The organism is Streptomyces sp. Da 82-17 (genome assembly GCF_046098215.1).
In the GTDB taxonomy this organism is placed as follows: Bacteria; Actinomycetota; Actinomycetes; order Streptomycetales; family Streptomycetaceae; genus Streptomyces.
Genome location: NZ_JBJURH010000001.1, coordinates 18,599 through 31,092 on the forward strand (window position 1 = coordinate 18,599; position 12,494 = coordinate 31,092).

Consider the following 12,494-nt stretch of genomic DNA (forward strand, 5'->3'; position numbering starts at 1 on the left):
GAGTCCGGGCCGCATAGATCCGTACGACAGAGTCCGGGCCGCCTGCGCAAGGCGACCCGGACTCCGGACGTGCGTGCTGCGAAGGGCTCAGCCCATGAACTTCTTGAACTCGTCGGGCAGTTCGAAGTCCTGGCCGCCCTGGCCGCCGGCCGGCAGGCCGAACGCGCCGCCGCCCTGCTGCGCCTGCTCGCGCCGCGCCGCGGCCTCCTGCTCCTCCTGCTTGCGCTTCATCGGGTTGCCCGAGCGGCGCTTGCCCTTGGCCTGCTTCTGCTTCTTCTTCTGCCGGCCGGGGCCGCCACCCATGCCCGGGACGCCCGGCATGCCCGGCATGCCGCCGCCCTGCGCCATCTTCGACATCATCTTGCGGGCCTCGAAGAACCGCTCCACGAGGTTCTTCACCGCGCTGACCTCGACACCCGAACCGCGGGCGATACGGGCCCGGCGCGAGCCGTTGATGATCGTCGGCTCGGCGCGCTCCGCCGGGGTCATCGACTTGATGATGGCCGCCGTACGGTCGACGTCCCGCTCGTCGATGTTGTTGATCTGGTCCTTGATCTGGCCCATGCCGGGCATCATGCCGAGCAGCTTGGAGATGGAGCCCATCTTCCTGACCTGCTCCATCTGGGCCAGGAAGTCGTCGAGCGTGAACTCCTTCGGGCCCTTCTGCAGCTTGGCCGCCATCTTCTCGGCCTCGGCCTGGCTGAAGGTCTGCTCGGCCTTCTCGATCAGCGTGAGCATGTCGCCCATGCCGAGGATGCGGGACGCCATGCGGTCCGGGTGGAACGCGTCGAAGTCGTCCAGCTTCTCGCCGTTGGAGGCGAACATGATCTGCTTGCCGGTGACGTGCGCGATCGACAGGGCCGCACCGCCGCGGGCGTCGCCGTCGAGCTTGGAGAGCACCACGCCGTCGAAGCCGACACCGTCGCGGAAGGCCTCCGCGGTGTTCACCGCGTCCTGACCGATCATCGCGTCGACGACGAAGAGGACCTCGTCCGGCTTGACCGCGTCGCGGATGTCCGCGGCCTGCTGCATCAGCTCCTGGTCGATGCCGAGGCGGCCGGCGGTGTCGACGATGACGACGTCGTGCACCTTCTGCTTCGCGTACTCGACCGAGTCCTGGGCGACCTTGACCGGGTCACCGACGCCGTTGCCCGGCTCCGGGGCGTAGATCCCGACGCCGGCGCGCTCGGCGACGACGCTCAGCTGGTTCACGGCGTTGGGGCGCTGCAGGTCACAGGCGACGAGCAGCGGCGAGTGGCCCTGGCTCTTCAGCCAGAGGCCGAGCTTTCCGGCGAGCGTGGTCTTACCGGCGCCCTGCAGACCCGCGAGCATGATCACGGTCGGCGGGTTCTTGGCGAAGCGGAGGCGCCGGGTCTCGCCGCCGAGGATGCCGATGAGCTCCTCGTTGACGATCTTGATGACCTGCTGGGCCGGGTTCAGGGCCTGCGAGACCTCGGCGCCGAGGGCCCGCTCCTTGACCTGCTTGATGAACGCGCGCACGACGGGCAGCGCGACGTCGGCCTCGAGGAGGGCGATACGGATTTCCCGTGCCGTGGCGTCGATGTCCGCCTCGGAGAGACGCCCCTTGCCGCGGAGGTTCTTGAAAGTCGCTGCGAGGCGATCGGAGAGAGTGTCGAACACGGCGGTCGCAGATCCTCAGGGTCGGGGGCGAAGACAGTCGCCCTCCAGGGTATCGGGCCCGGCAAACTGCTCCTGCGGCAGCTTCGGGGGCTGCGCCCCCGAGCCCCCCCGCCCCGTCGTTCGGCTCCGGCGGCCGTCGTGGCCCGTCGCGCCCCGCGCGGAGCCGCTGACGTCACGGCCCCGCGCCCCTCGGGGGCCAGCCCCCCGTCATTCGGCCGCCGCGCCGTCGTGGTTGCTCGCGCAGTTCCCCGCGCCCCTCAAAAGGCCAGCCCCTGTCGTTCGGCCGCCGCGCCGTCGTGGCCGATCGCGCCGTTCCCCGCGCCCCTCAAAAAACCGGCCCCGCCGTTCGGCTACCGCGCCATCGTGGTTGCTCGCGCAGTTCCCCGCGCCCCTCGGGGGGGCGGCCCCCGGGCCCGGCGGGGGGGCGTCTACCCCCGCAGCGCCTCCTCCACCCCCCGCGCGACCTCCAGCGCGACCCCCGCGGACAGCGGTTCCCCATCCGTGTTCGTGACATAGAACGCATCCACCGCGTTCGCCCCCAGCGTCGACGCGTGTGCGCTTCGTACCCGTACGCCCGAGGCCTCCAGGGCTCGGCCGATGCGGTGCAGGAGGCCGGGTGCGTCCTGGGCGCGGACCTCGATGACCGTCGCGAGCCGGGACCCCGCGGCGGCGACCGTGACCCGTGCGGGCGGAGCGGGCGCGCCGCGCCTGCGCGGGTAGGCCGCGTCGCGCTCGGCGAGGCGCCCGGCGATGTCGAGGGAGCCGTCGAGGGCGCGGACCAGGTCGGCGCGGAGGCGGGCGGCCTGCGGCAGGGAGCCGAATTCGGTGGCGACCCGCCAGTCGAGGAAGAGGACGGAGCCGTCGCCCGGCACGTCGGCGGGCAGGTCGAGGACGCTGACCTCGGCCGTGCGGACGGTGAGCCGGTGCACGGCGAGCACCCCGGCCACGGCGGGGAGCACGCCCGGCTGGTCGGGTACGGCGATCTGCAGCTCGACGCCCAGCGGCTCGTCGCCGTCCGGGCCGGACTCCGCCCCCTCCTGCTGCGCGCGCAGCGCGAGGACGGGCCCGCCGGTGCGGTGGGCCTCGACGACGAGGCGTTCCTGTTCGGCGGTGGCCGGCGCGGCGACTGGCTGCGGCGGCTCCTCGCCCGCGAGCACGGCGTCGACGCGGGCGACGAGGTCCGCGACGAGCGAGGCCCGCCAGGCCGACCAGGCGGCGGGCCCGGTGGCGAGCGCGTCCGCCTCCGTCAGGGCGTGCAGCAGTTCCAGGGCGGAGGAGGTGCCGACGGCTTCGGCGACGGACTCGACGGTCGCCGGGTCGTCGAGGTCGCGCCGCGTCGCCGTCTCGACGAGCAGCAGATGGTGGCGTACGAGCCGGGCGAGGACGGTGACGTCGTCCGCGTCGAAGCCGATGCGGGCGGCCACGTCCTTGACGATCACCTCGCCGGCGACGGAGTGGTCGCCGGGCCAGCCCTTGCCGATGTCGTGCAGGAGCGCGGCGACGAGCAGCAGGTCGGGCCGGCCGACGCGGCGGGTGAGGGCGGCGGCCCGTACGGCGGTCTCGACGAGGTGGCGGTCGACGGTCCAGGTGTGCACGGGGTTGCGCTGCGGGCGGCAGCGGACCCGCTCCCAGTCCGGCAGGAGGCGGCTGACCAGGCCTTCGGCCTCCAGGGCTGCCCACACGTCGACGGTTGCGGGCCCGGCGCCGAGGAGTGTGACGAGCTGTTCGCGGGCCTCGGCCGGCCAGGGCGTGGGCAGCGGCTTCCCGGCGGTGGCGAGGCGGCGTACGGCGTGCGGGGAGAGCGGGAGTCCGGCCTGGGCGGCGGCTGCGGCGGCGCGCAGCACGAGCACCGGGTCGCGGTCGGGCCGGGCGGTGCGGGCGAGGACGGCCTCGCCGTCCTGCTCGACGACGCCCTCGGCGAGCGGCGTCCGCTCCGGCACCGGCTTGCCGCCGCCGCGCCCGCCCCGCCCGCCGAGCAGGGAGCGCAGCCGCGGCCGGGCGGACCGGGCGCGCAGCACCCGGCCGACCTCGCGCCAGGTCACGTCGGAGGCGTACGACAGGGTGCGGGCGGCCTCGTACACCTGGCGGAGCAGGGTGTCGGGGTCCAACAGGCCGAGTTCTTCGGCGACTTGGGGCTGTTCCTGGAGGGCGAGGCGGTCGGTGGCGCGGCCGGTGGTGAGGTGCAGCGCGTCGCGTACGTCGAGGAGGCTGCGGCGGGCGTCGGCGAGGCCGGCGCGGGGGGCGTCGGCGAGCCAGGAGGCGGCGACGGCGCGCAGGGCGGTGGCGTCGCGGAGTCCGCCGCGGGCCTCCTTGAGGTCGGGTTCGAGGAGGAACTGCAACTCGCCCTGGCGCTCGGCCCGTTGCTCGCAGAGTTCGCGGAGTTCGGGGAGGCGTTTCGGGGCCTGGTTGCGCCAGTCGGCGAGGATCTGGGTGCGCAGGGCGGCGGTGAGGCCGAGGTCGCCGGCGACGTGCCGGGCGTCGAGCAGGCCGAGCTGGACCTTCAGGTCGTCGGCGGCGGTCCTGCGGGCCTCGGCGGGGGTGCGGACGGAGTGGTCGAGGGCGAGGCCGAGGTCCCAGACGGGGTACCAGAGGCGGTCGGCGAGCGCGGCCACGTCGGCCGGGTCGGCGCTGCCGTCGTGCAGCAGGAGCAGGTCGAGGTCGCTGCGCGGGGAGAGTTCGCCGCGCCCGTACCCGCCGACGGCGACGAGCGCGGCCCCCCGCATCCCGTCTGCTGCCGGGGCGAAGAGGCCGGTGAGCCACTCGTCGGTCAGCTCGGCGAGGGCGGCACGGCGCGGCGGCCCGGACCGCGCCTCCCCGCTCCTCAGGAGGCGCAGCCGGGCCGCCGCGTAGCCGCTGGGCTCGGGCTCGGGTTCTTCCGCCTTCGTGGTCACATCGACGCTCGTCACGCAGGAGCTCCCGTTTCCGTGGTGGTTCAGAGGGCGTCGGGCCCGCGCTCGCCGGTGCGCACCCGTACGGCGGTGTCGACGGGGACGCTCCACACCTTGCCGTCGCCGATCTTCCCGGTGCGGGCGGCCTTGACGACGACCTCGATCAGCTGCTCGGCGTCCTCGTCCTCGACCAGGACCTCGATGCGGATCTTCGGCACGAGGTCGACGGTGTACTCGGCGCCGCGGTACACCTCGGTGTGCCCGCGCTGCCGGCCGTAGCCGCTGGCCTCGGTGACGGTGAGGCCGTGCACCCCGAAGGCCTGCAGGGCTTCCTTGATCTCGTCGAGCCGGTGCGGCTTGACGACCGCGGTGATGAGCTTCATGCGTCCACCTTCTTGTTCTGCTCCGAGGGGGCCACGCCCTCGGCGGTCCTCGTCACGGGCGCGGCCTGGGTCGTACGGGGGGCGATGCCGCCGCCCGCGCCGCTGAAGTCGTAGGCGGTCTCGGCGTGTTCGAGCTGGTCGATGCCGGAGACCTCGTCGTCCTCGCTGACCCGCATGCCGATGGTCTTGTGGATGACCAGGGCGAGGAGGGCGGAGACGATCAGGGAGTACGCGAAGGTCACGGCGACGCCGAGGGCCTGCTTGCCGAGCTGTTCGAGGCCGCCGCCGTAGAAGAGGCCCTTGGCGTCGGACTGGACGCCGCCGGTGGCGAAGAAGCCGACGAGCAGGGAGCCGATGACACCGCCGACGAGGTGGACGCCGATGACGTCGAGGGAGTCGTCGTAGCCGAACTTGAACTTGAGGCCGACGGCCATGGCGCACAGGACACCGGCGATGGCGCCGACGGCGATCGCACCGAGCGGGGAGACGGAGCCTCCGGCCGGGGTGATGGCGACGAGGCCCGCAACAGCGCCGGAGGCGGCGCCGAGGGTGGTGAACGCGCCGTGCCGGATCTTCTCGTACGCGAGCCAGGCGAGCATGGCGGCGGCGGTGGCGACCTGGGTGTTGACGAACATCACGGCGCCGACGCCGTCGTTGTTGCCGAGCCAGGAGCCGGCGTTGAAGCCGAACCAGCCGAACCAGAGGAGCCCGGCGCCGAGCATGACGAGCGGCAGGGAGTGCGGCCGCATCGGGTCCTTCTTGAAGCCGACGCGCTTGCCGATGACGAGGATCACGCCGAGGGCGGCCGCACCGGCGTTGATGTGCACGGCGGTGCCGCCGGCGAAGTCGATGACGCCGAGCTCGAAGGCCCAGCCGCCCTCGCCCCAGACCCAGTGGGCGACGGGGAAGTACACGATGGTGGCCCACAGCGCGACGAACAGCGCCCAGGCGGTGAACTTCACGCGGTCGGCGAGGGCGCCGCTGATCAGGGCCGGGGTGAGGACGGCGAACATGAGCTGGAAGACGGCGAAGACGTAGACGGGGATGTCGTACGTGCCCCACAGCTCGGTGAGTCCGATGCCGCTGAGGCCGACGAAGTCGGACTCCCAGCCGATGACGGAGCCGGTGTCGGTGCCGAAGGCGACGCTGAAGCCGTAGAGCACCCACAGGATCGTGACGATCCCGAGGCTGATGAAGCTCATCATCAGCATGTTGAGGGTGGACTTGACCCGGACCATGCCTCCGTAGAAGAAGGCCAGACCCGGAGTCATCAGCATCACCAGGGCGGAGCAGATGAGCATGAATCCGGTGTTGGCGGCAGAGAGCTGCGGGGCTTCTGCGGCAAGCGTGATGCCTGGAGGCATCGGCGTCTCCTCGTCGTGTGCGGCCCGTGCGGGCGGAGCCTGTGCGGCCGTGAGGGGTGGGCCGGTTATGCGCCACGACATTGGCGCAGGCCGGTTTCCGCCGATGCCCCTCGGTGTTTCGCCGCAGTGACGAAGAGGTCCTGCGTGTTACGCGTGCATGAACTGCCGGATCACGCCGCGCGCCCGTGCTGGGCGGGCGGCGGTACGCGCGGCGGTGGGTGTGGGCGGTACGTGAACCGGCCGCGGCGGGCCATCCGGCTGACCTGGCATGGGGGAGCCGAGTCGGGCAGTCGAGGATGGTCCGGCCGCGGCCGGAGTTCGGGGGTGCGGGCGGCCGTGCTCAGACGGCCTCGGCGGATTCGGGCAGTTGGGCGGCGAGCTCGTCGGTGAGCCGGGCGACCTCGCTGACCTCGCCGAAGCTCCGCATCGCGGTGTCGACGGTCTTGCGGAGCCGGGTGTTGACCCGCTCGGAGCGCACTTTCTTGGCGATGCCGAGCGCCTTCCCTGCGAGCAGGCAGCTCTGCTCGGGCTCCTTCTGCAGCAGGTGGACGGTGGCCATGCCGATGAGGTTCAGCGCGTACGACCGCTGGTGTTCGGGGTCCTTGCTGAAGAGGTCGACGGCCCGCTCCATCACGGGCTGGGACAGCGAGGCGTACGTGGGGCTGCGGCCGGCGACGTAGGCCAGGTCGCGGTAGGAGTGGGCGTTCTCGCCGTTGAGCTCGGCCTCGGAGAAGAAGCGGATCCAGTCGGGCTCGCGCTCCTCGACGTCGTGCACGTCGGCGAAGGTGTCCTCGGCCATGCGCACGGCCCGCTTGGTCTTGCTGGGCTGGCCCATGTTGGCGTACGCCCGGGCCTCCATCGCATACAGCATGGCCTGGGTGCGCGGGGTGGCGCAGTCGCGGCTGCCGTACTGGGCGAGGTGGATGAGCTCCAGGGCGTCGTCGGGCCGCCCGAGGTGGATCATCTGCCGGCTCATCCCGGACAGGATGTACGACCCGAGGGGCTTGTCGCCGGCTTCCTTGGCGGCGTGCAGGGCGAGCACGAAGTACTTCTGGGCGGTGGGCTGGAGCCCCACGTCGTAGCTCATCCAGCCGGCGAGCTCGGCCAGTTCGGCGGCGATCTTGAACAACCGGCGTTCGGTGGCGGGGGGTTGGGGCTCCTGCAGCAGGTCGGTCACCTCGTGCAGCTGGCCGACGACGGCCTTGCGGCGGAGCCCGCCGCCGCACTGGGCGTCCCACTGCCGGAACATCGCGGTGGTCGACTCGAGGAGGTCCAGCTCGGGTTTGGAGAGGCGGGAGCCGCGGCGGATCGGGACGGCGGGCTCGGCGGCGCCGGGCGCGGCGCCGGGGCTGGGCACGAGCCAGCGCTGCATGGGCTCGATCAGGGAGGGTCCGGCGGCGAGGGCCAGCGAGGTGCCGAGGAAGCCGCGGCGGGCGAGCATCAGGTCGCTGCGGGAGAACTCGCTGATCATCTCGACGGTCTGGGCGCCGGTCCACGGCAGGTCGACGCCGGAGAGGGACGCCGACTGGTGCGCGGTGCGCAGCCCGAGGTCCTCGACGGCGACGACGGCGCCGAACCGTTCGGAGAACAGCTCGGAGAGGATCCGCGGGATCGGCTCGCGCGGCTGCTCGCCGTCGAGCCAGCGGCGGACTCTGGAGGTGTCGGTGGAGATGTGGTTGGCGCCCAACTGCCGGGCTCTGCGGTTCACTTGGCGGGCGAGCTCGCCCTTGGACCAACCACTGCGCACGAACCACGAAGTGAGTTGTTCGTTGGGGCGCTTGTCAGCGTTCGCGCCGCTGCCGCCGTTGCCGCCCACTGGAGCGCCCCCATCCCTCGTTCCGTTTGTGCGCCTCGTCACGCCAAGCCCTAACAGAATGCCGTGAGTTCGGGGAGCCGGTCTGCGGATTCTCACTCTTCGAACAAGAAACCGAGTTGCCTCCGGCATACCCACGAACGCGCGCTTTCCCGGCCTTCGTGTACTGAAAGTAGTCCTACGATCACCCTCCCGGCGAGGGCGTTCTCAGAATCGCCACCATTCGCCACCCCTTTGAATGAACTCAAGGACCGCTCCACACGATTGACTTGACTTCGAACAACCGGGAGCAGGCGGAACGGTGTGCGCCGGGGCGCATCCTTCCGCCCGCACCACCCCCGTGTCAGCCCTTGCACCATCGCACAACGACCAAGCGGAACAAGGGAGTTCACGGGACGAACCGGCGGCGACTCAGCGTCGCAGTTCCACTCCGCTTCGTAACCAGCGACGCGTCGGACCCGTTGGAGGGGGCATGGGCTTCACGATCGGCGGTAGCCGGGGCATCCGCGAAATCCGGCCTGTGCGCACCGGTTCACGGCGCCGCGGGCGGGCGTCCGACTGCACTGCGGTGGCGGAGTTCACGGGGCTGTGGGGCTGGGACGTCGCCCCCGGCGCCCGCGCCGCCGACGGCCAGTGCTCCTGCGGCAAGGCCGACTGCCCGGCACCGGGCGCGCACCCCTTGGACTTCGCGGCGTGCATCCCCGGCGGCGCGACGCTGAAGGAGGTCACCCGCGCCTGGGGCGAGTTCCCCGGCGCCGCGGTGCTGCTGCCGACGGGGCGCACCTTCGACGTACTGGACGTGGCGGAGGCCGCCGGCCGCCGGGCCCTGGTCCGCATGGAGCGCATGGGCATCCCGCTCGGCCCGGTCACGGTGACGCCCTCGGGCCGCGCCCAGTTCCTGGTCGCCCCGGGCGCCGCGGCCGAACTCCCCGCGCTGCTCTACCGGCTGGGCTGGGACGACGCCGACCTGGACCTGCGCGCACTCGGGCCCGGCGAGCACATCACGGCCCCGCCGTCGAACCGCACCCGCTGGCTCCGCGCCCCCGCGCTGGACTCGGCCACCAACCCCCCACAGGCCCGCCTCCTCCTCGGCACCCTGGCCTACGTAAGCCACCGCTCCCGCGTTTAACCCCTCCCACCCCGCACTGAGGGGCGCGGGGAACTGCGCGCCCAGCCACGACGACGCCGCACCCGAAAAACAACCGCCCCAGGGGGCCAGGGGGCGGAGCCCCCGAGCCGTCCGCAGGACTTTCGGGAAGGGGCGGGGAGGGGAAGAAAAAGACCGAGGCCCGGACAACCTCAGCTGTCCGAACCCCGGCCGAAAACAGGCGCGACGGGAACCTCCCGTCACCCCAAAACCCCGGTCACTCCCCGATGAGCGCGTCCACGAACGCCTCCGGCTCGAACGGAGCCAGGTCGTCCGCGCCCTCCCCGAGCCCGACCAGCTTCACCGGCACCCCCAGCTCCCGCTGCACGGCGACGACGATGCCGCCCTTCGCCGTACCGTCCAGCTTCGTCAGCACGATGCCCGTGATGTCGACCACCTCGGCGAACACCCGCGCCTGGACCAGACCGTTCTGCCCGGTCGTCGCGTCGAGGACGAGCAGCACCTCGTCGACCGGCCCGTGCTTCTCCACGACCCGCTTGACCTTGCCGAGCTCGTCCATGAGCCCGGTCTTGGTGTGCAGCCGCCCAGCGGTGTCGATGAGCACCACGTCGACGCCCATCTCCTTGCCCTCCTTCACCGCGTCGAACGCGACGGAGGCGGGGTCGCCGCCCTCGGGCCCGCGCACGGTGTACGCGCCCACGCGCTCGCCCCAGGTCTGCAGCTGGTCGGCGGCGGCGGCGCGGAAGGTGTCGGCGGCGCCGAGCACGACCGTACGGCCGTCGGCGACGAGGACGCGGGCGAGCTTGCCCGTGGTGGTGGTCTTGCCGGTGCCGTTGACGCCGACGACCATGACGACACCCGGGACGCCGCCCGCCTCGTGCCCGGTCTCCGTCTTCACGGCGCGGTCCAGGTCGGGGCCGACCAGCGTGAGCAGCTCCTCGCGCAGCAGGCCGCGCAGCTCCTCCGGCGTACGGGTGCCGAGCACCTTGACGCGTTCCCGGAGCCGCTCCACCAGCTCCTGCGTGGGGGCGACGCCGACGTCGGCGGTGAGGAGGGTGTCCTCGATCTCCTCCCAGGTGTCCTCGTCGAGGTGCTCGCGGGACAGCAGGGTCAGCAGGCCCTTGCCGAGCGAGTTCTGCGAGCGGGCCAGGCGGGCGCGCAGCCGGACCAGGCGGCCCTCGGTCGGCTCGGGCACCTCGATCGCGGGCGCCTCGACGGGCTCGGCCTCTTCGACCGGTGCTTCGGGTGCGGGGGCGGGCGCCTGCGCCTCGGGGAGTTCGACCTCCTCGATGGTGCGGCGCGGTTCTTCGTGCGGCTCCTCGGCCTCTTCGCCGACGTGCGGCTCGGCCGGGGGTGCAGTGATGGTCGGCGTGCTCGTCGGGGCCGACGGGGGCAGCTGCTTCTTCTTGCGGCCGCTCACCACCAGCCCGGCGATCGCGCCGATCGCGACGACGGCGATGACTACGGCAAGGATGAGGATGTCCATAACCCTGCCAGTATGCGGGAGACCCCCGGCGCGCGTGCGGGAGCGCACTCGGGCGCCCACACCGCGTATGGACACGGCTTCCGCACGGCGTACGGACACGGCTTCCGCACGGCGTACGGACACGGCTTCCGCAGCGCGTACGGACACGGCTTCGGCTCGTAGCTTCGACCAAGGGACCTTGGGCCCTATTTGCCATTTTTAGGGCGAACGTACGATAGTTGCGGTTCCCCCTCCCCTCCCCCACGGAGCTGCTGCATGCCCGCGTCCCCCACCGCCTCGGCCGAGGCCGCCGTCACCGAGATCGAGAGCGCGATAGAGACCCGTGGCCTCGAACCGGTCCCCGACAGCGAGCGCACCGGCAGGGTCCGCGAGCTGTTCCCGACCTGGGTCGCCGCCAACATCAGTGTGCTGCTGCTCACCATGGGCGCGGGCCTGGTCGTCTTCAACGGCCTGAACATCTGGCAGGTCCTGCTGGTCGCGGCGGTCGCCCCGATCGTCTCGTACGGGATCGTGGGTGTCATCTCGATCGCGGGCAAGCGCGGCGGCGCCCCCGGCATGGCGCTGTCCCGGGCGGTGTTCGGGCAGCGCGGCAACCTCTTCCCCGGCTCGCTGATCTGGGTGGCCCGCTGGGGCTGGGAGACGATCAACGCGGTGACGGGCGCGTACGCGATCCTCACCGTGCTCGACCTGCTCTTCGGTGTGAAGTCCAACACCGTCCTGATCGTGGTGACGCTGCTGCTCTTCGTGACCGGCACGTTCCTGGTGTCGGGGCTCGGCATCAACGCGCTGCGGGTGTGCAGCAAGTGGTCGACGTATCTGTTCGGTGCGTTCAGCGTGCTCGTGCTCGGCTATCTGGTCGTCGAGACGGACTGGGCGGCCGTCCTCGACAAGCCCGCGGGGTCGGCCGCGATGGTGGTCGCCGGCATCGGCATGATCGGCGCGGGCGGCATCAGCTGGGTGCCGTCGGGCCCGGACTTCACGCGCTACCTGCCGCGTACGGCCTCGTCGAAGAAGCTGGTCGGCACGACGATCGGCGGCGCCGGGATCGTCGTCCTGCCGATGGTCCTGATGGGCGCCGTGATGGCGGTGTCGACGCCGAACCTGGCGAGCGCGCAGGACCCGGTGGCGTTCATCGGCGAGCTGCTTCCGACCTGGATCGCGGTGCCGTACCTGCTGATCGCGCTGGTCGGCATGCTGCTCATCAACTCGATGTCGATGTACTCGGCGGGCTTCACCGCGCAGACCCTCGGCATCAAGGTGCCGCGCGCCGCGGCGGTCAGCGTGAACGCGGTGATCAGCCTGGTCTTCGGCTTCCTCCTGATGGTGGTGGCGACCAGCTTCATCGGCTCGTTCATCTCGTTCCTGACGCTGCTCGCGGTGGCGTTCTCGGCCTGGATCGGCGTCTTCGGCGTCGACATGCTGCGCCGCACGTCGTACGACGGCGAGGCGCTGCTCGACACCACGCGCACCTCGGCGTACTGGTACCGCGCGGGCTTCGCCTGGCAGGCCATGACGGCGTGGGCCGTCGCCCTGGTCACGGGTCTGCTGTTCACCAAGGTCGACTGGTTCGCGGGCCCGCTCGCCTCGTCCTGGATCGGCAAGCACGGCCTGGGCTGGCTGACCGGCATCGCGGTCTCGGCGCTGCTGTACGCGGTGCTGCCGCGCACCAAGTCCCCCGCGCCCGCGGGCACTTCGGCCGCCGAGGAGCGGGGGCAGGAGCAGGCGTCGGTGTCCGTCTGACCCGACCCGGCCGACCCGGCGCGACCCGACCCCTGTCCATCTGACGCCCCGTCAACTACCGTCCCCCTTCG

The 12,494-nt window shown here is 72.1% G+C and carries 9 protein-coding genes; 3 read left to right on the top strand and 6 right to left on the bottom strand.

The window, feature by feature from the left end:
* Positions 1–87: 87 nt before the first annotated feature.
* From ffh to ACIDOF_RS00130, 5 genes are all read right to left on the bottom strand, one after another.
* Positions 88–1,641, bottom strand: a complete 1,554-nt coding sequence (gene ffh / locus ACIDOF_RS00110) for a signal recognition particle protein (protein WP_409003504.1) — start codon at positions 1,639–1,641, stop codon at positions 88–90.
* Between the two features lie 428 nt (positions 1,642–2,069).
* A complete protein-coding gene (locus ACIDOF_RS00115) occupies positions 2,070–4,547 on the bottom strand; it encodes a [protein-PII] uridylyltransferase (protein ID WP_409003505.1) in 2,478 nt (825 codons plus the stop codon).
* Positions 4,548–4,573: 26 nt separating this feature from the next.
* Entirely contained in the window at positions 4,574–4,912 is a 339-nt protein-coding gene (locus ACIDOF_RS00120) for a P-II family nitrogen regulator (RefSeq protein ID WP_030117734.1), read from the bottom strand.
* Entirely contained in the window at positions 4,909–6,276 is a 1,368-nt protein-coding gene (locus ACIDOF_RS00125) for an ammonium transporter (RefSeq protein WP_409003506.1), read from the bottom strand. The genes ACIDOF_RS00120 and ACIDOF_RS00125 overlap by 4 nt, the downstream gene beginning before the upstream one ends.
* A gap of 340 nt (positions 6,277–6,616) precedes the next feature.
* Positions 6,617–8,092, bottom strand: a complete 1,476-nt coding sequence (locus tag ACIDOF_RS00130; RefSeq protein WP_409003507.1) for a hypothetical protein — start codon at positions 8,090–8,092, stop codon at positions 6,617–6,619.
* A gap of 469 nt (positions 8,093–8,561) precedes the next feature.
* On the opposite strand from ACIDOF_RS00130, the gene ACIDOF_RS00135 reads away from it, so the two are divergent.
* A complete protein-coding gene (locus ACIDOF_RS00135) occupies positions 8,562–9,218 on the top strand; it encodes a bifunctional DNA primase/polymerase (protein WP_409003508.1) in 657 nt (218 codons plus the stop codon).
* A 235-nt stretch (positions 9,219–9,453) separates the two neighbouring features.
* Here ACIDOF_RS00135 and ftsY read toward each other — a convergent pair whose 3' ends face one another.
* On the bottom strand, positions 9,454–10,683 hold the full coding sequence (ftsY, locus tag ACIDOF_RS00140) for a signal recognition particle-docking protein FtsY (RefSeq protein ID WP_409003509.1): 1,230 nt from the start codon (positions 10,681–10,683) through the stop codon (positions 9,454–9,456).
* Between the two features lie 12 nt (positions 10,684–10,695).
* Between ftsY and ACIDOF_RS00145 the strand changes: the two genes are divergently transcribed.
* Both ACIDOF_RS00145 and ACIDOF_RS00150 read left to right on the top strand, forming a co-directional pair.
* The gene (locus ACIDOF_RS00145; RefSeq protein ID WP_409003510.1) at positions 10,696–10,845 is read left to right on the top strand and encodes a hypothetical protein; all 150 of its coding nucleotides are present in this window, start codon (positions 10,696–10,698) and stop codon (positions 10,843–10,845) included.
* Between the two features lie 93 nt (positions 10,846–10,938).
* The gene (locus tag ACIDOF_RS00150) at positions 10,939–12,423 is read left to right on the top strand and encodes a cytosine permease (RefSeq protein WP_409003511.1); all 1,485 of its coding nucleotides are present in this window, start codon (positions 10,939–10,941) and stop codon (positions 12,421–12,423) included.
* Positions 12,424–12,494: the final 71 nt, after the last annotated feature.